The sequence below is a fragment of the Maribellus comscasis genome, from assembly GCF_009762775.1.
Lineage (GTDB): Bacteria > Bacteroidota > Bacteroidia > Bacteroidales > Prolixibacteraceae > Draconibacterium > Draconibacterium comscasis.
Map to the genome: position 1 here is coordinate 3,120,881 of NZ_CP046401.1, position 22,565 is coordinate 3,143,445.

Annotated in this window: 18 protein-coding genes; 12 read left to right on the forward strand and 6 right to left on the reverse strand. The window is 35.6% G+C overall.

The features are described 5' to 3' along the window. Nucleotides 1-33 precede the first annotated feature (33 nt). A complete protein-coding gene (locus GM418_RS12440) occupies nucleotides 34-3,228 on the reverse strand; it encodes a UvrD-helicase domain-containing protein (RefSeq protein WP_158866628.1) in 3,195 nt (1,064 codons plus the stop codon). Between the two features lie 178 nt (nucleotides 3,229-3,406). On the opposite strand from GM418_RS12440, the gene GM418_RS12445 reads away from it, so the two are divergent. The 3 genes from GM418_RS12445 (at nucleotide 3,407) to GM418_RS12455 (ending at nucleotide 6,628) form a co-directional block, all read left to right on the forward strand. Continuing rightward, the gene (locus GM418_RS12445; protein WP_158866631.1) at nucleotides 3,407-3,904 is read left to right on the forward strand and encodes a response regulator; all 498 of its coding nucleotides are present in this window, start codon (nucleotides 3,407-3,409) and stop codon (nucleotides 3,902-3,904) included. 53 nt (nucleotides 3,905-3,957) lie between these two features. Further along, a complete protein-coding gene (locus GM418_RS12450) occupies nucleotides 3,958-5,094 on the forward strand; it encodes an alpha-L-fucosidase (RefSeq protein WP_217447784.1) in 1,137 nt (378 codons plus the stop codon). A gap of 91 nt (nucleotides 5,095-5,185) precedes the next feature. Next, on the forward strand, nucleotides 5,186-6,628 hold the full coding sequence (locus GM418_RS12455; protein ID WP_158866634.1) for an MFS transporter: 1,443 nt from the start codon (nucleotides 5,186-5,188) through the stop codon (nucleotides 6,626-6,628). Here GM418_RS12455 and GM418_RS12460 read toward each other — a convergent pair. After that, nucleotides 6,625-7,149: a DNA-3-methyladenine glycosylase gene (locus tag GM418_RS12460; RefSeq protein ID WP_158866637.1), complete on the reverse strand. Its 525-nt coding sequence runs from the start codon at nucleotides 7,147-7,149 to the stop codon at nucleotides 6,625-6,627. The two genes, GM418_RS12455 and GM418_RS12460, sit on opposite strands and share 4 nt — an antisense overlap. Before the next feature lie 114 nt (nucleotides 7,150-7,263). On the opposite strand from GM418_RS12460, the gene GM418_RS12465 reads away from it, so the two are divergent. Beyond that, nucleotides 7,264-8,727 carry a lipopolysaccharide biosynthesis protein gene (locus GM418_RS12465; protein ID WP_158866640.1) on the forward strand — a complete coding sequence of 488 codons (1,464 nt, stop codon included), beginning with the start codon at nucleotides 7,264-7,266 and terminating at the stop codon, nucleotides 8,725-8,727. Here GM418_RS12465 and GM418_RS12470 read toward each other — a convergent pair. After that, nucleotides 8,724-9,404, reverse strand: a complete 681-nt coding sequence (locus tag GM418_RS12470; RefSeq protein WP_158866643.1) for a sulfotransferase domain-containing protein — start codon at nucleotides 9,402-9,404, stop codon at nucleotides 8,724-8,726. The two genes, GM418_RS12465 and GM418_RS12470, sit on opposite strands and share 4 nt — an antisense overlap. A 509-nt stretch (nucleotides 9,405-9,913) precedes the next feature. Between GM418_RS12470 and GM418_RS12475 the strand changes: the two genes are divergently transcribed. The 5 genes from GM418_RS12475 (at nucleotide 9,914) to GM418_RS12495 (ending at nucleotide 14,431) form a co-directional block, all read left to right on the forward strand. Further along, the gene (locus tag GM418_RS12475) at nucleotides 9,914-10,579 is read left to right on the forward strand and encodes an FkbM family methyltransferase (protein ID WP_158866646.1); all 666 of its coding nucleotides are present in this window, start codon (nucleotides 9,914-9,916) and stop codon (nucleotides 10,577-10,579) included. Next, nucleotides 10,572-11,486 (forward strand): glycosyltransferase family protein, encoded by a 915-nt coding sequence (locus GM418_RS12480; protein WP_158866649.1) that lies wholly within the window; start codon nucleotides 10,572-10,574, stop codon nucleotides 11,484-11,486. The genes GM418_RS12475 and GM418_RS12480 overlap by 8 nt, the downstream gene beginning before the upstream one ends. A gap of 291 nt (nucleotides 11,487-11,777) precedes the next feature. Continuing rightward, nucleotides 11,778-12,542, forward strand: coding sequence for a class I SAM-dependent methyltransferase (locus tag GM418_RS12485; protein ID WP_158866652.1), 765 nt, complete (start codon nucleotides 11,778-11,780; stop codon nucleotides 12,540-12,542). A gap of 2 nt (nucleotides 12,543-12,544) precedes the next feature. Further along, the gene (locus GM418_RS12490; RefSeq protein WP_158866655.1) at nucleotides 12,545-13,645 is read left to right on the forward strand and encodes a glycosyltransferase family 4 protein; all 1,101 of its coding nucleotides are present in this window, start codon (nucleotides 12,545-12,547) and stop codon (nucleotides 13,643-13,645) included. Between the two features lie 9 nt (nucleotides 13,646-13,654). Next, complete coding sequence (locus GM418_RS12495; protein ID WP_158866657.1) at nucleotides 13,655-14,431, forward strand: glycosyltransferase family 2 protein; 777 nt, start codon at nucleotides 13,655-13,657, stop codon at nucleotides 14,429-14,431. Here the strand turns inward: GM418_RS12495 and GM418_RS12500 are convergent. Next, nucleotides 14,428-15,420 carry a glycosyltransferase family 2 protein gene (locus GM418_RS12500; RefSeq protein WP_158866659.1) on the reverse strand — a complete coding sequence of 331 codons (993 nt, stop codon included), beginning with the start codon at nucleotides 15,418-15,420 and terminating at the stop codon, nucleotides 14,428-14,430. The genes GM418_RS12495 and GM418_RS12500 overlap by 4 nt on opposite strands. 32 nt (nucleotides 15,421-15,452) lie before the next feature. Beyond that, entirely contained in the window at nucleotides 15,453-18,044 is a 2,592-nt protein-coding gene (locus tag GM418_RS12505; RefSeq protein WP_158866662.1) for a YfhO family protein, read from the reverse strand. Nucleotides 18,045-18,264: 220 nt separating this feature from the next. On the opposite strand from GM418_RS12505, the gene GM418_RS12510 reads away from it, so the two are divergent. Genes GM418_RS12510 through GM418_RS12520 form a run of 3 tightly spaced genes read left to right on the forward strand, consistent with a single transcriptional unit; the run spans nucleotide 18,265 to nucleotide 20,928 of the window. Then, entirely contained in the window at nucleotides 18,265-19,392 is a 1,128-nt protein-coding gene (locus GM418_RS12510; protein WP_158866665.1) for a DegT/DnrJ/EryC1/StrS family aminotransferase, read from the forward strand. Next, entirely contained in the window at nucleotides 19,389-19,964 is a 576-nt protein-coding gene (locus tag GM418_RS12515; protein ID WP_158866668.1) for an acyltransferase, read from the forward strand. Before GM418_RS12510 ends, GM418_RS12515 begins: the two co-directional genes overlap by 4 nt. 37 nt (nucleotides 19,965-20,001) lie before the next feature. Next, complete coding sequence (locus GM418_RS12520; protein ID WP_158866670.1) at nucleotides 20,002-20,928, forward strand: Gfo/Idh/MocA family oxidoreductase; 927 nt, start codon at nucleotides 20,002-20,004, stop codon at nucleotides 20,926-20,928. Nucleotides 20,929-20,950: 22 nt separating this feature from the next. Here GM418_RS12520 and GM418_RS12525 read toward each other — a convergent pair whose 3' ends face one another. Then, entirely contained in the window at nucleotides 20,951-22,486 is a 1,536-nt protein-coding gene (locus tag GM418_RS12525) for a glycine--tRNA ligase (RefSeq protein ID WP_158866674.1), read from the reverse strand. Nucleotides 22,487-22,565: the final 79 nt, after the last annotated feature.

Here is a 22,565-nt window from a genome sequence, read left to right on the forward strand (position 1 = left end):
TTTTTAAGATGAAGTTTTAACATTCCATTAAAATCAAAATAAACTGAGTTGGTTATCCTGTTCTTTTTCTTTTTGGGGAGGTCTGTTTTTTATTTGCATAAGCAATTCCTGTTGGATTGAATTTAAAAAAGGGCTTTTCGGAAGATTAAATTTTCTTCCGCGGATGGTTCTCGTTTTTGCATTGGTGAGGTAAAGTAATTTTTTTGCTCTGGTCATCCCCACGTATAGCAGTCGTTTTTCTTCATCTTCATCCACTTCATCTTTATATAACGTATAGGGAAGTAGTCCTTTTTCGCAACCGGGAATAAAAACACATTCAAATTCCAGTCCTTTTGATGCATGTAATGTCATTACCGAAACGGCTTCCAGGCTTTTGTTGTGTGCATCGGTTCCCAATCCCAGTTTTAGAAATTGTAAAAATTCAGAAACAGATTTTTTCTCCGTTGCGAGGTTGATAAAACGTTTCCACTCGTTGGGGTGAATTTCTTCTTTGTCAAAATATTCTTTTTTAACAAAGTCGAGAAAGGAATTTACATCCGGTTTTTTTAACTGCGTTTTTACCAATTCAAACTGAAGTTGGGAAATATTTTTCTTTTTCAATTTAAAAACAAGGGCTGCCTGTTCAAACGAATCAAGCAAAAATGCACCGGTAATATCTGTAAAACTTTGAAACGGTTCCTGTTGAAAATAGGGTATGGTTCCTGCTTCCTGGTAGGGTACATGATGATCGCGCAGCGCTTTTGTGATGGCTTCAAACTGATTGCGCGTGCGGCATAAAACTGCCAAATCAGACAAACTGCCAATGGTGTCGTTTTTATCGCCTTGTGCTACTGAACTGTCAATGGAAAAGAAACTTACACCACCGACCAAATCAACAATCTGACGGGCTATAAATTCGGCTTCGGCAGCGCCGGAAGGTTGTTCCGAAATCGAAATTTGTACGCCTTCATTTAGTCCTTCCAAAAGGCCGGATTGTTCGATTACATTTGACGAAGCTGTTAGAATGGTTTGAGAACAGCGGTATGATTTGGTGAGACGAAAGATTTTGGCTTTCGGATAGTCTTCCGAAAATTTTGAGATATAACCCGAATTTGCACCGCGGAATCCGTAGATCGATTGGTTAGCATCACCCACAACACATAAATTTGAGTTGGAGTCGGGGGCCAGCAAACGAAGCAATTTGTATTGCGTATCGTTGGTATCCTGGTATTCATCAACAAAAATAAACTGATATTTATCTCTTAGTTTTTTTGTTATTTCTTTGTTTTCAGAAAGAAGCTGAACCGGTTTTTCAATCAAATCGTCAAGATCAAAAGCATTTAGTTTTTGTAATTCGTTTTCATACTTTTTAAAAAACGGATTTTCCGGCAGGCTTCCTTTTTTGATTTTGGAAATCTCTGCCGAGAGTTTTTTTGCTTCACTTCCTTTTTCTTTGGAAATTGACTTTATAATTTCTCTTTTCAGGTTTTCATCAACAAGAATAAAATTTGCATTACGGTTGAACTCCACATTAAAATCTTTCAAAATAGCAAGCCCAAAAGCATGAAATGTTGAAACTGTAACTTCACCCGACTGAGTTTTACTTTTTAAAATTGCTTCAAGGCGTTCTTTTAATTCACCGGCGGCTTTGTTTGTAAACGTAATAGCCAGTATCTCCTCTGGTTTTGTATGATGATTTCCAATCAGCCATGCAATTTTGCCGGTTAAGGTTTTTGTTTTGCCGGTTCCGGGGCCGGCAATAATTAAAGAGGGGCCTTCAATGTGCTGAACCGCAGCGAATTGCTCCGTGTTTAAATTGTCGAAAGTTGACTGTTGTGCTTTTTGAGTTTTATATTTTTGCTCTTTTTCTGCAGCCAGATTTTCTAACTCTGCTTTTTTATGAATGAGGTTTTGAATTCCTTTTAAATCAAAATTTATCAACGCTCTTTTTTCAGGAGGCGCAGGTTTTTCTATGTGAAAAAGTGCATTTGTAGCTTCGAAGTTTTTAGCCTCACCGTTTTTGAAGACTTTAATAACACCATATTCTCCGTCATAACCTTCCCGGATGATAATTTCGCGATTGCGCATCCTCCGGATAGCCTCACCCAATGTTTTTGATGTTTTTTTCTCGATTTCTTCAATTGGCATTTCCAGCAAAATGTCGAGTTCTTTCCCCAGTTTTTGAATGATTTGCGAATATTCCTCCGCAACTTTTTTTGACTTTACACCCACTCCGGCAATTTCTGAAAGAATTTCAGGAAGTGGAATTATCGATTTAAAGGGCAATTTGTTGGGACGTGCTGAAATATCTTCCCTGTCGGTAAGTTGAATCACGCGGTTCATTACTCCAACGGTTACCGGTTTTTTGCATGCCGGACAGATTTCATTGTGTTTTAATGTTTCAACCGGATCCCAGCAGATATTGCATTTTCTGTGTCCGTCGTAATGATATTTGCCTTCTTGCGGAAACATATCAATGGTTCCGTGGTACTTTTCCGGGTCACCGGTTTTTAGCGCTTCCACCAACGAAAAATAATCAAGCTCCGTATTGAAAACATTGGCATTTCGCCCTAATCTGTCGGGCGAATGGGCATCAGAATTGGAAACCAATGTAACATTATCGAGAAAAGAGCAAAGCCAGTTCATTGGAGGATCCGTTGAAAGTCCGGTTTCAATGGTATGAATGTGTGGAGAAAGATCGGCAAAACATTCTTTAAGCGAATCAAAACCTGATTTGGAACCCAGCATCGAAAACCATGGAGTCCAAATATGTGCCGGGATAAAATAGTTGTTCTCTCCGCATTCCAGAACTATTTCAAGCAGATCGCGGGAGTCGAGCCCGAGAATTGGACGCCCGTCGGATGTAAGGTTACCTCCGATATCGATAAGTCGTTGATTTATTTTTTCTGCTTCTTCAAAACCGGGGACTAAAACAACATTATGTACTTTTCTTACTTTTCCGCCACGTTTGTATATGTTGCTGATTTCGGCGGTAAGCAAAAAATGTGTATCGTTATTGCCAAGAGGAGATTCAAGTTTATAATTGCTTTTAAGTTTGAAAAGGCCATTTCCATCTGGTTCGGTTTTTTCTTTTAACTCATCAAGCCATCCGGGATGCGTGAAATCCCCCGTACCGACAACTTTAATTCCTTTTAATCCTGCATGATAGTCCAGATATTCCGGTGTGAGTGTTTTGCTTGTTGCCCTTGAAAAGTGAGAGTGTATATGTAAATCAGCAATATATTTCATAATAAATTAATTGGTTTAAAATATACACGATTTTGAAAGACTAAACCAAACATTTAAGCGTTAATTTTTTATGTCTGGGTAAAAGAGCTATTTTATTGTTTGGTTAAGTAGTTAATGATTTGCAGTCTGAAAAAAATATAGTACTTTTAAACAGAAGCTAAAGTAAAAATCAGGTGACATGCAAAAAGCAAAAAATCCGCTAATTTTTGTCGTAGAAGACAGTTTGGTTTATAAGGATTTAATTGTAGGTTATTTAAAATCAAAAAAATACCAAAACATTAAAACATTTAAAAGCGGCGAAGAGTGTTTGAAAATGATAGATTTAAAGCCTGATCTGATTGTTTTGGATTATTCATTTGAAGGAATTAATGGTCTTGAGTTGATGAAAAAAGTGAAAGAAGATCATCCGGAAATTGACTTTATCTTTTTAAGTGCTCAAAATGAAGTTGAAGTTGCGGTAAAAATTATGCGGATGGGTGCGGCTGATTATATCATAAAAAATGAAAAGGCACCTCATAATTTGTTACGTTCAATCGAACATATGATTTCAGTAACCAGGGAAATTAAAATCAGACAAGGGTTTAAAATAGGTGTCATAGGTTTTTTTATCATGTTATTTGTTATCATTATGGTAATTATATTAATGACAATTTTCCTGGAAGACTTCAATTTGTAATTTTTTTGTTTTCTTTTTCCTGATTTTTTAACTCAACCTAAAATAATTTTAAATTGAAAAGAAATATCCAACTGTTTGTTGTTTTGTTTTTTACAACTTTTACACTTGTTTCCTGTTCGCAGAAGAAAAAGGAAGTTCCCAATTATTTGGAATCGTATTCAAAAGAGTATCTTGAAAATCCGAGGCAAGCCAATTTGAAATGGTTTACCGATGCTAAATACGGTATGTTTATTCATTATGGACTTTATGCTCAACTTGAAAAAGGAGAGTGGGTGCAATTGAGAGATACAATTCCTGTAGCTGAGTATGCCAAATTAAAGGAAACGTTTACTGCCGCTGACTTTAATGCTGATTTTATTACTGATCTTGCGCTTAAAGCGGGGATGAAATATATTACAATCACATCAAAACATCATGATGGTTTTTGTCTTTTTAAAACCGGGCAGACCGACTTTAACAGTATAAATTCTCCCTGTGGAAGGGATTTAATTGGGGAACTCGTAGAGGCCTGCAACAACAAGGGGTTAGGTATATTTTTATATTATTCTTATGCCGCCGATTGGAAACATCCCTATTTTTATTCGCGTGAAGCGGGTTGGCAAAATGCACGCCCTGCCTATAAAGAACCACAGGCGGAGTATAAATTTCAAAAAGATGAAGATTTTAAAATTTATGTGGATTATGTTCATGCGCAGGTGAAAGAGTTGTTAACACAATATCCAACCATTGCAGGTATTTGGTTTGATCCGATAATGGGATTATATCACCGGCCTGACCTTTTTCCGGTGGAAGAAACTTATGCACTCATCCGGGAGCTGAGCCCTCATGCGCTTATTTCATTTAAACAAGGTGCCAACGGCGATGAAGATTTTTCAGCACCCGAAAGAAATGCAGGCGCCAAAGTAGGTTCTGAATTTGAAGTTGCTCAGACGGTTTTTGAAAAGAATAAGAACAAACCCAAAGAAATCTGCAACACGCTTCAAAATCATGCCTGGGGTTACAACAAACAGGATGACGGGAAACATAAAACAGCGGAACAACTGTTGCAGATAGTAAAAGATACCTGGGCGCAGGATGCTAACCTTTTGATGAATGTTGGACCGCTGCCTGACGGAGGATTTCCGGAGGAAGATATTAAAACACTTACCGAGGCTGGCGAAATATTAAAAAGTCAGGGATTAGTTCACTAAAATTCAAAAAAAGTATTCTGACCTGATTTTTTACAGTTTCCTTTCTTTCATATTTATTACCTTTCCGCCTTCATCAAAAAAAATTGAGAATATGGGTTTTATCTCTTTAATGAAAAAGTACAATACAACTTTTTGGGCTTCCAATACCATTGAACTTTTTGAACGCTGGGCCTGGTACGGATTTTATCTTGCTTTTGCGCTTTATTTGGTAAACTCAAAAGACACAGGGGCCTTAGGATTGACGCAGGCACAAAAAGGAGTGATCATGGGTACAGGTTCCATGTTGTTGTATTTTTTGCCCGTAATTACAGGTGCCATTGCCGACAAAGTTGGGTATAAAAAAATCCTGTTTCTTTCATTTACACTTTATGTTTCAGGATTCTACATGATTAAGAGTTTTGATACCTTCGGCTGGATGTTTTTTGCATTTGTATGGACTTGTGTGGGCGGCGCTTTTTTTAAACCCATTATTTCGGCCATGGTTGCCCGCACTACAACTGATGAAACATCATCAATCGGGTTTGGCATTTTTTATATGATGATAAACATAGGAGGATTTATCGGGCCGTTTATTGCCGGTATTTTAATGCAAAAAACATGGGACTATGTATTTTATATGTCAATTATGGCAATTGGTGTAAACTATCTTATTACTCTGTTTTTCTTTCGTGAACCGGTTATTAAAGAAGGCGATTCATCATTACTTGACAATATTTTACAGGCATTTGTAAATATTTTTACCACGCTTAAAAATTGGAAATATGTATTGTTTCTCATAATAATGATTTTGTTTTGGACTGCCTTTAATCAGTTGTATTATTCGTTTCCTGTTTTTATCGATCAGTGGGTTGACACATCTGTGGTTTATAACGGTATTCACTCGTTTTGGCCATGGTTGGCAGAATCGATTGGGACGAGCGAAGGAACAATTACTGCGGTTACAATGTCGAGTATGGACTCGTTTTATATTATTATTTTTCAACTAATGGTTTCGGCATTTGTAATGCGATTTAGACCGTTAGCCGCTATGATGGGAGGAATCCTGGTTTTAGCCGGTGGCCTTGGATTAATGTTTTCAAATCAAAGCGGTTGGTTAATTTTACTTGGTGTTTTGATTTTTGCTCTCGGGGAAATGGCTAGTTCGCCAAAATTTACCGAATATGTGGGAAGAATTGCACCACCAGATAAAAAGGCACTTTATATGGGTACCTCGTTTCTCCCGATTGCAGCCGGACATCAGTTGGCGGGCTGGCTTTCAGGTGGTGTTTATGAAAAAATTGCCGACAAAATCTATTTGTTGCAAGAGGAGGTAACCAGCAGGGGAATTTCTTTGCCGGAGATTTCAGAAGAAGTGACAAAAAATGATTATGTTGAAATGGCGTCTGAAAAGCTTGGTCTGCAGGGAACAGAGCTCACCAACTTTTTATGGAACAACTATCATCCCGCAAATATTTGGATGATATACGCCGGAGTTGCAGTTGGAGCAGTTGTTTTTCTTTGGTTGTATGATCGGTTTGTAATCGGGAAAAACTAATCGCTGATAAAATATCTCCACGGTTTGCTTATCCATGGTTCTCCCGCGTATTGAATTCCAATCCGGGGAGATGCATGAATAGTCACTTTTTCGTCGGAATCTTCAATCCATATCCTTTCAGACGATGAAAGATTTTCGCCATAAAGGGATTTGTCCAGTTGAAGCGCTTTCCCAACTCTTCCCGGACCGGAAATTCCTTCTAATCCACGAATGAGAATTGCTGACGCATCATTTTCAGACCCCGTCACAATATTTAGCATCCAGTACATTCCGTAAATGAGATAGACATAAATTACACCTCCCTCATGAAACATAATTTCTGTTCGGGCCGTTCTTCCTTTACTAGCGTGGCAAGCCAAATCTTCAGTTCCGCGATAAGCTTCTACTTCGGTGATTTTGTAACGGTTGATTGTTCTGTTATCAAATTTTCGAACGAGAATTTTTCCCAAAAGATTGGGAGCTACTTTTACGACATTTTGACAGAAAAATTCTTTTTTAACCTTTTTCAATTTCGTATCCATTTATTTGTTACAGGCTGAAACTTCAATTTCACTTTTCAAATATTTTCAGTAATAAAATAAAGGAAATTATATTTAAATTATACTTTCGCATAAATTAATTCGGAATTATCTGACGTGGGAATCATTGCAAAACAAACAATAAAAGGCTCAATCTGGTCGTACCTTGGTGTGGTTGTTGGCTTTGTAACAACAATTTATTTGTATACAGAATACCTAACGCCTGAAGTTGTAGGCTTATTCGGGTTATTAGCTGCAATTTCTACTATCGCAAGTAGTTTATCTTCTTTGGGGATGAATGGCGTTACCAATCGGCTTTTCCCTTACTTTCGGGATAAATCCAGCGGGAACAACGGATATCTTTTTGTTAATCTTATTCCTCAGATGGTTGGTTTTATTATGTTTTTTTTATTTTTTATTTTTTATCGTAACTCACTTATAGATAATAATATAGAAAAGTCAGCTCTGTTTGCAGAGTATGTAGATCTTATAATACCTATCTCATTTTCGTTTTTGTTATTTAATGCCCTTGATAGCTACCTTAAATTGCTTTACAATGCAGTTTTTGGAACATTTTTACAGGAATTTTTACAGCGATTTTTAATTTTCCTCTCGGTAATATTGTATGTTTTTAAATTAATCGGTTTTCAGCAGTTAATAATAGCTTATATGATTGCTGTTTCTGCAAAAGCAGTCATTCTGGTGATATTTTTATGGAGGAAGGGAGAACTAAATCTACGGCCGGTTTCAGGATTTATTACCCCAAAGCTGAGAAAAGAGATGATCGATGTTGCTTTGTTTTCAATTGTGGGTGGCTTGGGATCAATGATTGTATTTAATATTGATAAAATAGTAGTAAATCAATTACTTGATTTAAGTAATACTGGAGTTTATACCATCGCATTTTATTTCGGAACTTTGGTAATTATACCTTCACGACCTTTGCTAAAAATAACCGGAACATTGATCGCAGATGCCTGGAAAGAAAATGATGTGGAGACAATTGGAAATTTGTATTATAAAAGTTGTTTGAACCAGTTTATTATTGGTGGTTTTTTGTTTTTGGGAATCTGGGCAAATATTGATAATATTTTAACAATTTTGGGGCCGGACTACGCTGCATCCAAATGGGTAATATTTTTTATTGGGTTGGGCTATTTAATTGATATGCTTACCGGAGCCAACGGATTAATCATTCAATATTCAAAGTATTACAGAGTAGCTTTGGTATTTATAGTAATTTTGGTTGTAATCGTATTAATACTTCTTTACTCGCTAATTCCGTTATGGGGAATTACAGGAGCAGCAATTGCAATTGCTGCTGCATTATTTCTGAATAATTTAATGCGTTTTATTTTCCTGTTTAAAAAGTTTAAACTACAACCCTTTAATTATAATTTTTTAATTGTGGCAGTTTTTTACTTTATATTGTATTTCTTAATCCGATTTATTCCTGAGCAAATGTTAATTTTAGATTTGTTTCTTAGAGGAGGGGGAATCGTTTTAGCTTCAATTGTTTTCTTTAGTGTCGTTCCGGTTAGCGAAGAGTTAAAACAGGTAAGAAGTTTTTTTAATTTTTAGTTAATATACTCTTTTGAGTAACCTAAAAAATCTAATAGTTTTTCATCTAATAATTTATTAATTTCATCTATCTCGATTGCGTTAAATTTCTTTAGGTACTTTTTTCTTTGATAGTAGGTTAATCTTTTTTGATCAAATTTTGAAGATTGAGCCACTTTTTTAACAATTAGTTTCTTGTTTATAAATATAAATTTCTTTTTTAAGTTAATTTTTTTTGCAATTTTATTTATAGACTCATTTGGAGAATTAATCAAATCTATGTATCTAATAAATAGTACGTTATTGTCCTCACGAGAAAATTCCATCCATTTGTTATAAAAATAATTGTATTCTTCAATGTAATGGAATGAGCCTCTGGTCCAATTACATTTATTAGCCCATTCGTTGTAACTAACTAACCAACTGTAGGGATCCTTTGTTATTATAATAAATCCATCAACCTTCTCAATTGTGTTTAAAGCTTTTTTAAATTCATTAAAATCTTCAAAATAAAGACTGTTGTAAAATGATTTCTCGGGAATTAAATCTTTGTTGTTATACAGGCGAAAATGTTTGTGCAGAGGATTATTACGCTCCTTTTTACAATTGAGTATTTTTATTTTAAATTTTTTCTTTAATAGAGTTTCCAAATAATTTGTTCCACTCCTCTGTAGACCGTAAATCAATATTTTTTTCATTCTAAAGTCAAATATTTGCTGCAAACTTATATAGTTAAAATTTAAAAAAGAAATTACTGTATTTTGCCTTTTGTTGTTTTTGAAATTCATGTGTGAGTATCCACGTGCTCATCGTAACAGTTTAAACTAAAATTGTAATTTATTGAATTCGGCATTTAAAAAAATACTATCAGATACGGAAGGCATCTGATGTTTACGGGAAAAATTGGTTAAGCTGCAGATACGACCCCGTTGGGGCGTACATTTTTTGCTAACGTATTTTTTATAAACAAGTAAATAAATCTTTCAGATCTATAAAATACAACAAATTGTTTTAATGTCTGATTCAGTTGGATTACTAATATTTATATGTTTGCATAAGAGGATATCGATTTTCAGTGTTTATAAACAGAGATAGAAAATAGGATCCTTATGAATCATAAATGTATTTTTGCAAATAGGATTTAAATTTTTGTCTGTATTTAAACAGTAATAAAGAAATAATTTTGTGCCGAAAATGTTATAGAAGTATGAATAGATGGAAAATAAAATTAATTAAGATAAGTGAGTTGTTCAATCTTTCTTATTCGCGATCATTTTCGCAAGAAGGTGAAGATATGTTGATGAAAGAACTTTTTTTTAAAAAAAAGAAGGGGTTTTATATTGATGTTGGGGCACACCATCCCAAACGATTTTCAAATACCTACTATTATTATCGTCAGGGATGGAAAGGAATAAATATAGATGCTATGCCTGGAAGCATGAGGTTATTTAACTTTTTTAGAAGAAGAGATACCAATTTAGAGTTGGGAATTGCTGACAAAGAAGGAGAATTGACTTATTATGTATTTGGGGAAACAGCACTTAATACCTTTTCTAAAGAAATTGCTGATGAAAGAAGAAATAAATATAAATTAAAAAAACAAATTAAAGTTAAAGTGTACCCTTTATCAGGAGTTTTAGATAAATACGCTCCGGCAAATATCGATTTTTTAAGTATTGATATAGAGGGAATGGATTTGCTGGTACTAAAAACTGTTGATTGGAATAAATATAAACCCAAAGTTGTATTGGTTGAGACAGGTGTTATTGACCGCTATAATCCATCTAATGAAATTTCATCATTTTTGGAGACAAAAGGGTACAGCTTTTATGCTTGTTCATCCCGAACATCATTATTTTTGTATCATGGATAAAAGATTAGCACCTATCGTTGTTTTTTGTTATAATCGTCCAATTCACATAAAATTAACTGTTCAGGCGCTACAAAATAGTCTTTTAGCCAAAGATTCAGATTTATTCATATTTTCCGATGGATATAAAGATGAAAATGATAAAACCGATGTAGAAAAGGTTCGAAATTATATTCATTCGATCAAAGGATTTAAAAAAATATCAATAATTGAGAGAGAGTTTAATTATGGATTGGCAAATTCTGTAATCAAAGGTGTAAACAGTATTATTAATAAATACGGTAATGTAATAGTCCTTGAAGATGATCTTTTAATATCTCCCTTTTTTTTGATATATATGAACAATTGTTTGAAACAATATGAAGATTCAAACATAATTTTTTCAATCTCCGGATATACTCCCAAGTTAAAAAATACAAACATTATCAATAATGATGTATTTCTTAACTATAGGACTAACTCATGGGGTTGGGCAACCTGGGAAAATAGATGGAAATCAGTAGATTGGGAGGTTAAAGATTTCAATTCTTTTATTCGCTCAAATAAAAAAATTAAAGACTTTAATAAGGGAGGTACAGATTTGACTCCTATGCTTTTAAAACAAAATTTAGGATTAATTGATTCCTGGGCTATTCGATTCTCTTATGCTTGTTTTAAACAAGGGAAATATTGTGTATATCCTAAATATACACTTATAAAAAATATTGGGGCAGATGGGAGTGGTACTCATTTAAATAATACTCATAAGTTTGATAATGAAATGTATATGAATAACCTGAAAGCGAGTAAAGATGTGAAAGAATATGATCGGATAAATAATGAAATGTATTTGTTTTTTAAGCAAAAGTTTTACAGAAGGGGGTACAACTTTTTTTGGAGAATTATTTATATTTTAAGGGGAGAAAAATGAGGTTGTAGGTTTTTAAACAAAATGTAACGAACGTATAGAAATATCTACAGTACCTCGATCAATTTATTGCTACGATTAAAAAAATCCTACCAAACATGCCAAAATTATTTCATGGTCTTGACATTATATGTTTATATTTGATATTAATAGCATAGACAGAGCTTTCGTACTTTTATGGCAATAAATGCAGTAAATTGTTTTCGATGATTGCTTTCATTATAAAATTGTAGTGTTTCGATGGGAAATAATAATGTCAAGTGTAAGATTTGTGGAAGTGAAACTTCAATGTTAATGTCAGGACAAATTCTTGGGAAATATTTTGCAAATTATTGGGTTTGTAAGAATTGTGAATGCATTTTTATTGATAAACCTTTCTGGCTGAATGAAGCTTATTCTGAGTCGATTGTCCGCACTGATACCGGAATAATGGTTCGCAATATTAATACGTGTAACCAGTTAATGATAATTTTTAATACCTATTTTAACCCGGAAATAAAGGTTGTTGATTATGGTGGAGGATATGGAATATTGGCACGAATGTTACGGGACAAAGGCGTTAATGCCTTATGGTACGATAAGTTTTCGCAAAATTTGTTGGCGCGTGGTTTTGAATATGACGGACATTCAAAAGCAGATGCAATGCTTGCTTTTGAGGTGATGGAGCATTTGGAAGATCCGATGGAAACACTAAACGAGATTTTTGAGAAAACAGACTGTTTTATTTTTTCTACTGATTTGTTACCACGTTTAAATTATAAATCAACTAATGAGTGGTGGTACTTTGCGCCTGAAGCAGGACAACATATCTTTTTTTACTCAGAAAAGACGCTCAAAACCATTGCGAATAATTTTGGACTCGAATATTCCAAAATAAATAAACTTCATATTTTTCATAAGAAGGGAATGTTTAAAAATAAAAGGGTGATAGTAAAAGTTAAATTTTTTGTAGGCCGGGTTTTTATAAAACTTCTTGATTTTTTTATTTTTGAAAGTAGATTCAAATCGCGCATGTGGGATGATCATCGGGACATGCGTTCAAAAATGAATAATGGTTGAAGATGAAAATTCTATTTGATCATCAGGCTTTTAGTTACCAGGATTATGGCGGGGTTTCAAGGTATTTTGTAGAATTATATAAGATTTTTAGCGTTGAGAATGATGTTGATTTTTCAGTAACAGTATCCAATAGCGAATTTCTGGGACAATTAAACCAGAAAGCGATTCATTTTTTCCAGGGAAGGAATTTTGTAGGGAAACGTTATGCAATGAACAGACTAAATATTCCCTTTTCAAAAAGAAAGATCAGGAAAGGAAATTTCGATGTTTTTCATCCCACTTATTTCGATCCTTATTTTACAAAAGCGAATAAAAAACCAGGTGTTATAACAGTTCATGATTTGACAGTGGATTTATTTCCGGAGTATTTTAAAAGCTATGATTTTGCAAAAAGGGAAAACAAGCTCAAATGCTTTGAATCTGTAGATGCTATTATTTCTGTTTCAGAAAATACAAAGAAAGATATTGTTGAATTATATAATATTTCACCTGAAAAGATCCATGTTGTTTATCATGGAGTAAATCAGACTTTGACTGAAACAATGTCGGATCCGGAGAAACAAATTGATTTAGAATCTGAAAGTTATATATTATATGTCGGTTCGCGAAGGGGGTATAAAAATTTTCTGATTTTTGTAAAGGCGGTAAGTTTATTACTAAAAAAACAAAATATTCATTTGGTTTGTATTGGTGGAGGAGCATTTAATAAGGAGGAAATTATTGAGTTCACTAAGCTTGGAGTGGAAACAAATATTAAATATGTAAATTTTTCGGATGTTAAACTGAAGTGGCTTTATCAGAATGCGTTGTGTTTTGTGTTTCCCTCGTTGTATGAAGGATTTGGTATGCCGATATTGGAAGCTTTCTCGAATAACTGCCCGGTGGTTTTGAGTAACAGAAGTTGCTTCCCTGAAATTGCCGGAGATAGTGCTGTTTATTTTGAACCCGACGATACAGATTCCATTTTAAGTTCAGTTAAAGAGCTAATTGAAAACGAATCAAAAAGAAATGAGATTGTAGAAAAAGGGAAGAACAGGTTAAAAATATTTTCTTGGGAAAAGGCCGCTGCCGAAACATTAGAGGTTTATAAAAGAATAATTTAAGATCGTAAAATGGCAATTCCTAAAATATCCATTATAACCATTGTTTTTAACGATGTCAAACATATAGAAGGAACGATTCTTTCTGTTTTGGAGCAAACAAACGATAATATTGAATATATCATTATTGATGGAAGTTCGTCTGATGGTACCTTGGATGTGATTAAAAAGTATGCTGATAAATTAAGCTACTGGATTTCAGAAAAAGACGATGGTATTTATGATGCCATGAATAAAGGCTTGCGAGCTGCAACTGGTGATTTTATTTGGTTTTTGAACTCTGGCGACCAGATTCATGAAAAGACTGCAGTTGATAAATTTATTCAGAAAATTGACGAAGAAACGGATGTAATTTATGGAGAGACGGTATTGATTGATGAAGATGGTAATATTTTGGGAATGCGTCGTAAAAAGGCTCCGGAGAATTTGACATGGAAAAGCTTTTTTACAGGAATGATGGTTTGTCACCAGTCGGTTTTGGTTCGAAGGAGTGTCGCTCCTGAATATAACGAAAAATACAGGTTTTCTGCCGATTTTGAATGGGTGCTTGTATCGCTGAAAAAAGCGAGAAAGGTGGTAAATTCGCATCAGATCTTGTCGCGTTATCTGGAAGAGGGAGCTACTACCCAAAATCACAAAGCCAGCTTAAAAGAGCGTTTTGAGATAATGAAAAGGTATTTTGGATTTATTCCAACGGTTTTAATTCATGTCTGGCTGGCATTTACGTCTTTCTTTTTTTCTCTTCAAAACAAAGGAGATTACCGACCGTTCGATTCCTCAAAAGATTAGTCTTTTTTCAAAATTATAAATTTAAAGATTCCCTGAAGCAAGCCGACTCCGTACGCAAACACCTGGATATTTAAAGTTACGATGGATAAAAGAGCAGGTTTTATGCTTTTATACATTCGAAACGATTGAAAAAAAGCAAGTAAACAAATCCCCAGAAATCCGATTCCGACCAAACTCCATAAATATCCTGTGAATGTAAGAAGAAAAGGTGTCACAATTACTAAAAGCAGGAGGCCAAGAATTAAAATCGCCGGGAGCAGATGAATTACTTTTAGCATATTTTTATGCATGGTTCCCAGTTTAATCCGGGCCATTCCAATCGTTTTAATTTGTTTAAAAAATTTTGTCAGACTGGTGCGTCGTTTATGATAGACAAAAGCATCTGGAATGAGGCCCATTTTAAAACCAGACTCGTCGATTCGAGCAGAAAAATCAGTGTCCTCGCCGTAATACCGAAGTCGCATTCCCCCAATTTTTTCATAAACCGCACGCGAAATTCCCATGTTAAAACTTCGCGGATAGAATTTCTCGACACTTTTTTTATTGCCCCGAATTCCTCCTGTACCAATAAAAGAGGTCATCGAGTAATTGATTGCTTTTAAAAGCGGCGAGAATGAAGGATGAAACGTGTCCGGCCCACCGAAAGCATCAAAACCAAATTCAGCAATTCCTTTGTCAATTTCTTTTAGCCATTGAGGCGGCAACATACAATCGGAATCGATAAACAACATAAAGTCGCCGTCGCAATTTGCCATCCCGTTATTTCTGGCGTTTGCCGGGCCTTGATTTTGTTGGAAAATAGCACGTAACTTTAATTTTGAAGGAGATTGGTAGCTTGAAATAAATTCATTAAAGCCGTCATTCGAACCGTCGTCAACGAATAGAAACTCAAACTCAGAACGATTAAAATCAATATTTTCTGCCGACTCCAGTAATTCTTTAACCTCTTCCAGCCGGTTATATACCGGAACTATAATTGTAAATTTCATTCTCAGATCTTTCTTAAATCTGCAACAATTGATTATTTCTTGCTAACTGGTTTTAATTTTTTTCTGTTTGAATAAATGCTCCAACCTACTGCAAATGCAAGAGCAGCAATCAGCACAATAAACGCGATTTGCGAAATTCTTTGCGAAGTATAGAAATGGTCAGGATGGAATACAAATTCCACTTTATGTTCGCCTTTGGGAACCACAACTGCCCGAAGAATATAGTTCGCTCTGAAAAGCTTGCTTTCCTTTCCGTCAATAAAAACTTTCCAGTCAGGATAAAAAACTTCAGAGAATACAACAAGCTTTTCTTCCGGCGAATTTATTGTGTAGCTCAATTGATCCGGTTCATAATCGTCAAGTGATATGGAACCTTGACCAGAAACTGAATTTGAGCTAAATGAAGGAACATCCTCTTTTGATTCACTTCTTATAACCGCTGTTGTTTTTACGTTTATATCGTTTAAAGCAAGAATTTCTTCGTTGGCGTTATTTGCCCATTTTATTGAGTCAACAAACCAGGCAACCCCCATAGCAGCAGAATTAACCTGAAGTCCTTGTTCGGTGATAATATATTTTGTATTGAGCATATTAAGAGCACTCAAATTCATCTTACTGATATATTGCTCAATCATATCCTGATAGCGGTGAAGTTTTATGGCATGGTAGCCGCCAACCGAACGATGTGCATTTGTCGTAACATTTTCCTGAAATGGATTCTGTGTTGTGTTGAACACCCTATAATGTGAGTATTTGTTTATTACATATGTTTCAAGACGTTCTTTTTCCTCTTCGTTTTTCGGTTTAAATTGATTTATTGCTTCGTCTAATTTTGTTTGTAACCCTGGAACTGAGCTGAGTTGACGTTGATAAATTTGTTTATCTGTATTGGTTAATTCATAAACATCTTTTACCAAACTTCTTTTTGAGAAATTTTCTATTGGGACATAACGTCTGCTAATACCCCAAAAGTCAATAATTGCTAAAGTAACAACTGCAATAACAAAAACATTGGCTTTAATTTTCTTTTTTGAATAAAGAAATAACAACAGTGTAGTTAAGGCCAAAAGTATAATTGCCCGCCAAAGATCTGCTCTGAAAATTCCTATTCTTAAGTCAATCAAAGCATTAATAATTCCGTCAAGCTGATTCGCAACATTGGGTTGGTTCCGAAGTGAATTAAACTGGTTTTGTTCCACATTGCTTATGTAGCTGTTAAAAAGATGCGGAAATGCAATATTCAATAATAAGAAAAAAGCCATCATACCGGAAACCAAAAGATAAACTGGTTTTGGTTTTTTGAATATATAGAACGTTGCTTTTTTATCAAGTATTTCCTGGCTTGCAACAATTTTACTGGTAGTCAAAATGGCAAGAAAGCTTACTAAAATTACTGCAACTCCCAGAATGGACACCGGAGCCCTGAATTTACTGTACATTGGTATATAATAAATAAACAGATCAGTAAACGCAGAAAAATTACCTCCCATAGCAAGGAAAAAGAATAGAACTGCAGGTACCATAATTTGCAGCTTTAATCTGTCTTTTATTGTAAATGCTCCCAATAAAAATAGAAAAACAAATACAACTCCCAAATAATTTGGCCCGCCACTAAACGGTTGATCTCCCCAGTATTGATTAAAATTTGCAAATACATTTCTGTAGTTTCGGGGGGCTTTTTCCAGTAAATCCTTGTCTCTGCCAATCTGGCTGGTCATTCCTCCTTTTACATTAGGAACAATAACCATCATACTTTCATCAACACCACTACTCCAACTATTGATGTAGTCTTTGTCAAGTCCGTTAGTTTCTTTTGTATCTTCTTTTCCTAGAGTAAGTTCACTCGGGCCTCTCATCGACTGGTCGTTGTATAAATAGTAATTGATAAGCCGCGAGTAGTTGGGAGCAATGGCCAAAACCGCTGCAGCAACAAGCACTCCCATTGTTTTTAGAAATTGAGGAAGTGTTTTTTCTTTTATCTGGTATATCAATTCTACAGCACCAAAAATCAGTAGTGCCAAAAAGAAATAGTAAATCATTTGAATATGGGCCATTGTAATCATCATCGCCATAAAAAATGATGCTATCACAAAACCCCATAGATATTTTCGCCTGAAGCACAGTATAATTCCCCCCAGTGTTGGCGGGATAAGAGAAAGTGTAAACACTTTCATAAAATGCCCGGCCAGAATAATAATAACGTAATATGACGTAAGTGCATAAGCAATTGCTCCTCCGGCAGATAATTTTGGAGACACACCCACTATTATCATTAATATGTAAAAACCAAGCATGTACCAAAAAATAGAGGCTACTTCTCTCGGAACACCTAACTTTTGAGGAATTCTGTATACTTGTTTTAAATTATCAGCACCCTTGTATGGCGCTCCAATGTAATCGGGCATTCCCCCAAAAATAGACCCATTCCAAAGAACCGTTTCTTTTTCTTCATAAAATTTGAAATCTCGTTTTTCCCGTCCCTGCCCATAACTACCTATTACATCTTCTCCCTGCAACGTTTTTCCTTCCCACGCCGGGTAGAAATAAACGGAAGAAACAATAAACATTACCAAAATTGCTATGATGTGAGGCAGCACCTTTGTAAATATCGTTTTATAATTCATGGGTGGGATATTTCTTAATAAATTAAAATAAAATGATGCGCTAAAATTGCATAAACTTTGGCAGATAGCAAAGTTGTGATGTTAATTTATTATAATATAAGGAATGAGAGTTATCTCGCAAAATTTGAAAAAGAAAAGTTTTCGTGAAACATATTGTTTTCAGAACACTAATTTTGTGTAAAATGCAGTTTATAAAATAACTGACAAAATTTAGCCGACAATGCAGACCATTCAAATGTCCGATATTTATGGGCAATATTTAACGATGAAGGATGAAATCGATGCTGCCATTCAGGAAGTTATTCGCTCTACAAAATTTATAAAGAGCGGAAAGGTGCTGGATTTTGAAGAAAAGTTGTCGGAATATTTGGATACAAATGTTATTTCTTGCGGAAATGGAACCGATGCTTTGCAGCTTGCTTTTATGGCTTTAAATTTGAATCCCGGCGACGAGATAATTACAACTCCTTTTACATTTATTTCAACTGTCGAGGTTTTGGTGTTGCTTGAATTAAAGCCGGTTTTTGTGGATGTTTGTCCCAATAAATTTAATATCGATTCGTCAAAAATTGAAGCTGCAATTACCGATAAAACAAAAGCAATTTTACCGGTTCATTTGTTTGGGCAGTGTGCCGATTTGGAAACAATCCAATCACTTTGTAAAAAGCACAATCTTTTTTTAGTTGAAGATGCTTGTCAGGCGCTGGGAACCGGTTTTCTTTTTAACGACGGCACAACAAAAAAAGCCGGAACAGTTGGAGATATCGGTTGTAATTCATTTTTTCCATCAAAAAATCTGGGAGCGTTTGGAGACGGCGGAGCTGTTTATACGAACGACAATGAATTGGCGAAAACAATTCGCTCCATTGCAAACCATGGGCGAAAAGAAATGTATGTTTATGAACGGGTCGGTTTGAATTCCCGGCTCGACAGTATGCAGGCCGCTATTCTTGAAGTAAAATTGAAGTCCATTGAGAAACACATAAAAGCGAGACAAGAAGCTGCTGCTTTTTACGACTTTCATTTAAAGGGAATTGAGGGACTTCAAATTCCAACGCGCGCAGAATACAGCACGCATACTTTTCATCAATATACCATAAAGGTAGAAAAGCGGGATGAATTGCAGGCGTTTCTGCAAAAGAGAGAAATCCCGTCGATGGTTTATTATCCGCGTGCGATCCACTTGCAGGAAGGCTACCAATTTTTAGAATACAAAAAGGGCGATTTTCCACACAGCGAGAAATTGACGGAAACCGTGCTATCTTTGCCTATGCACACTGAGTTGACGGAAGAGCAACAAAGATACATTGTCGATTCCATTAAAGAATTCTTCAAAAATGAATTATGACTGAAACTTTTATTCACGAAACATCGGTAGTTGACACCGGAGCTCAAATCGGCAGCGGCTCAAAAATCTGGCATTTTTGCCATGTTATGGGAACTGTAGAAATGGGCAACAACTGTATTTTGGGACAGAATGTTTTCGTTGGTAATAATGTAAAATTGGGCAACAATGTAAAAGTTCAGAACAACGTTTCTGTTTACGAAGGAGTAGTTTGCGAAGATGATGTTTTTTTGGGGCCGTCGATGGTTTTTACGAATGTTGTGAATCCGCGAAGTTTTATCGAACGAAAAAATGAATACAAAAAAACACTTGTAAAAAAAGGAGCAACAATTGGCGCCAACGCTACAATTCTCTGTGGTTTGACTTTGGGAAAATATTGTTTTATTGGTGCAGGTGCCGTTGTTACTAAAGATGTAAAAGCTTTTGCGCTAATGAAAGGCGTGCCTGCTAAACAACAGGGGTGGGTGAGCCGATCAGGAGCTGTTTTGAGCGATGATTTGGTTTGCCCGGAAACGGGTGAAAGATATAAACTCGAAGGAGGAATTTTAGAATTGGTTACAGAAAAATTAAGATAATCTCGGATTAGGGATGACTGCAGATTGATTTTGATAAATGAAAAAATTTGGACTAATAGGCGCAGCCGGCTATATCGCCGAGCGCCACATGAAAGCCATAAAAGAAACCGGAAACAACCTGCTTTGGGCTGCCGACCGATTTGATGTGATGGGAAAAATAGACAGTTATTTTCCAGAAGCGGAATTTTATTTACAAGACGATTCATCTCAAAATAGAATAAAAGCGAATTCTACTGATTTTATCAGTATTTGTTCGCCCAATTATATGCATGCGTCGCATATTCAGTTTGTTCTCGAAAATTCTTCGAATGCAATTTGTGAAAAGCCGCTTGTTATTTATCCGAAAGAGTTGGATGATTTAAAAAAAGTGGAAGAAAAAACGGGGAAGAAAGTTTTTACAGTTTTACAATTGCGTTATCATCCGGTAATTCTGGCGCTGAAAAAGGAAATTGAAAATAACCCGGATAAAGTTTACGACATCGATTTGACTTACATTACCTCGCGTGGAAAGTGGTATTTTAAAAGTTGGAAAGGCGATATTGAAAAATCGGGTGGAGTTGCTACAAACATTGGGATTCATTTTTTTGATATGCTGCACTGGATTTTTGGTAAAGTCCAGAAAAACAATGTTCATGTTTATGAACCGCACAAAGCAGCCGGTTTTCTTCAACTGGAAAAGGCAAATGTGCGCTGGTTTTTAAGTCTCGATTGTGAAGACCTTCCAAAAAATGCAAAAGAAAAAGGCTTGCGAACTTACCGGTCGATAAATGTTGCCGGTAAAGAAATTGAATTTAGCGGTGGTTTTACCGATTTGCACACGGTAACCTATCAGAATATTTTGGATGGAAATGGTTTTGGAATTGACGATGCCAGAGAAAGTATTGAACTTACCGACAAAATTCGAAATGCAAAATTGGTAGAAAAAAAAGGGGAAGTACATCCTTTTCTTATTCAAAAAAGATGACTTCCCTTATGGTTGAAGTCAATTAAATTTTCGCAAATAAATTTTTGTAGCTCACCTGCTCGCCAATAATTTTTCCAATCTCGCTGATGGCAACACGTTCTTGTTCCATTGTGTCGCGGTAACGGATGGTTACTGTATTATCCTGAGTGGTTTGATGATCGACAGTTACACAAAACGGTGTTCCAATTGCATCCTGACGACGGTAACGTTTTCCGATAGAATCTTTTTCGTCGTATTGGCAATTGAAATCAAATTTCAAATCATCAATAATTTCGCGTGCTTTTTCCGGCAGCCCGTCTTTTTTAACTAACGGCAAAACAGCCAGCTTTACCGGAGCTAATACCGGCGGAATTTTCAGAACTACACGTGAATCTTTTTCCAATTGTTCTTCACAATACGATGCTGAAATTACCTGTAAAAACATGCGGTCAACACCAATCGAAGTTTCCACAACAAACGGCACGTATGATTCATTTAATTCCGGATCGAAATATCTGATTTTTTTGCCTGAATATTTTTCGTGTTGTGAAAGGTCGAAATCGGTGCGCGAGTGAATTCCTTCAACTTCTTTAAATCCGAATGGAAATTTGTATTCCACATCTACAGCGGCATTGGCGTAATGAGCCAGTTTTTCATGTTCATGAAAACGGTAATTTTCATCACCAAAACCAAGCGCGCGGTGCCAGTTAATACGTGTTTCTTTCCATTTTTCAAACCAGTCGAGTTCAGTGCCAGGACGCACAAAAAATTGCATTTCCATTTGTTCGAACTCACGCATTCTGAAAATAAACTGGCGTGCAACAATTTCGTTACGGAAAGCTTTACCAATTTGAGCAATTCCAAACGGAATTTTCATACGTCCGGTTTTCTGAACATTCAGGTAATTCACAAAAATTCCCTGCGCTGTTTCCGGGCGAAGATAAACTTTCAAAGCACCGTCGGCAGTTGAGCCCATTTCAGTGGCAAACATCAGGTTAAACTGACGAACATCGGTCCAGTTTCGTGTTCCTGAAACAGGACAAACAATTTCCTGGTCGATAATGATTTGTTTCAGCTCTTCCAGGTTATTATCGTTTAATGCTTTTGCAAAACGAGCATGAAGTTCGTCGTATTTTTTTTGGTTGGCCAAAACCCGCGGATTGGTTTCACGGAATTGTTTTTCATCAAAAGAATCACCAAAACGTTTTTTCGCCTTGGCCACTTCTTTATCCATTTTGGCCTCGAATTTCGCCAGTTGTTCTTCAATTAAAACATCTGCACGGTAGCGTTTTTTCGAATCTTTGTTGTCGATTAACGGATCGTTAAACGCGTCCACGTGACCGGAAGCTTTCCAAATGGTTGGGTGCATAAAAATTGCGGAATCAAGACCAACTACATTTTCGTGTAGCAGAACCATGCTGTCCCACCAATATTTTTTAATGTTGTTTTTTAGTTCAACGCCATATTGGCCGTAGTCGTAAACTGCGCCAAGCCCGTCGTAAATTTCGCTAGATTGAAATACATAACCGTATTCTTTGCAGTGTGCAACCAGTTTCTTGAAAATATCTTCCTGTGCCATTTATTATTCGATTTTCAAATTGAACGACAAAAATATAATATAATTGATTGCCGCGAAAAAAGATTGGGTTAGAATTTCG

Coding starts and splice junctions, on each gene's coding strand:
- GM418_RS12440 (WP_158866628.1), bottom strand. CDS start 3,228: ATGAAATATATTGCTGATTTACATATACACTCTCACTTTTCAAGGGCA.
- GM418_RS12445 (WP_158866631.1), top strand. CDS start 3,407: ATGCAAAAAGCAAAAAATCCGCTAATTTTTGTCGTAGAAGACAGTTTG.
- GM418_RS12455 (WP_158866634.1), top strand. CDS start 5,186: ATGGGTTTTATCTCTTTAATGAAAAAGTACAATACAACTTTTTGGGCT.
- GM418_RS12460 (WP_158866637.1), bottom strand. CDS start 7,149: ATGGATACGAAATTGAAAAAGGTTAAAAAAGAATTTTTCTGTCAAAAT.
- GM418_RS12470 (WP_158866643.1), bottom strand. CDS start 9,404: ATGAAAAAAATATTGATTTACGGTCTACAGAGGAGTGGAACAAATTAT.
- GM418_RS12475 (WP_158866646.1), top strand. CDS start 9,914: ATGAATAGATGGAAAATAAAATTAATTAAGATAAGTGAGTTGTTCAAT.
- GM418_RS12480 (WP_158866649.1), top strand. CDS start 10,572: ATGGATAAAAGATTAGCACCTATCGTTGTTTTTTGTTATAATCGTCCA.
- GM418_RS12485 (WP_158866652.1), top strand. CDS start 11,778: ATGTCAGGACAAATTCTTGGGAAATATTTTGCAAATTATTGGGTTTGT.
- GM418_RS12490 (WP_158866655.1), top strand. CDS start 12,545: ATGAAAATTCTATTTGATCATCAGGCTTTTAGTTACCAGGATTATGGC.
- GM418_RS12495 (WP_158866657.1), top strand. CDS start 13,655: ATGGCAATTCCTAAAATATCCATTATAACCATTGTTTTTAACGATGTC.
- GM418_RS12500 (WP_158866659.1), bottom strand. CDS start 15,420: ATGAAATTTACAATTATAGTTCCGGTATATAACCGGCTGGAAGAGGTT.
- GM418_RS12505 (WP_158866662.1), bottom strand. CDS start 18,044: ATGAATTATAAAACGATATTTACAAAGGTGCTGCCTCACATCATAGCA.
- GM418_RS12510 (WP_158866665.1), top strand. CDS start 18,265: ATGCAGACCATTCAAATGTCCGATATTTATGGGCAATATTTAACGATG.
- GM418_RS12515 (WP_158866668.1), top strand. CDS start 19,389: ATGACTGAAACTTTTATTCACGAAACATCGGTAGTTGACACCGGAGCT.
- GM418_RS12520 (WP_158866670.1), top strand. CDS start 20,002: ATGAAAAAATTTGGACTAATAGGCGCAGCCGGCTATATCGCCGAGCGC.
- GM418_RS12525 (WP_158866674.1), bottom strand. CDS start 22,486: ATGGCACAGGAAGATATTTTCAAGAAACTGGTTGCACACTGCAAAGAA.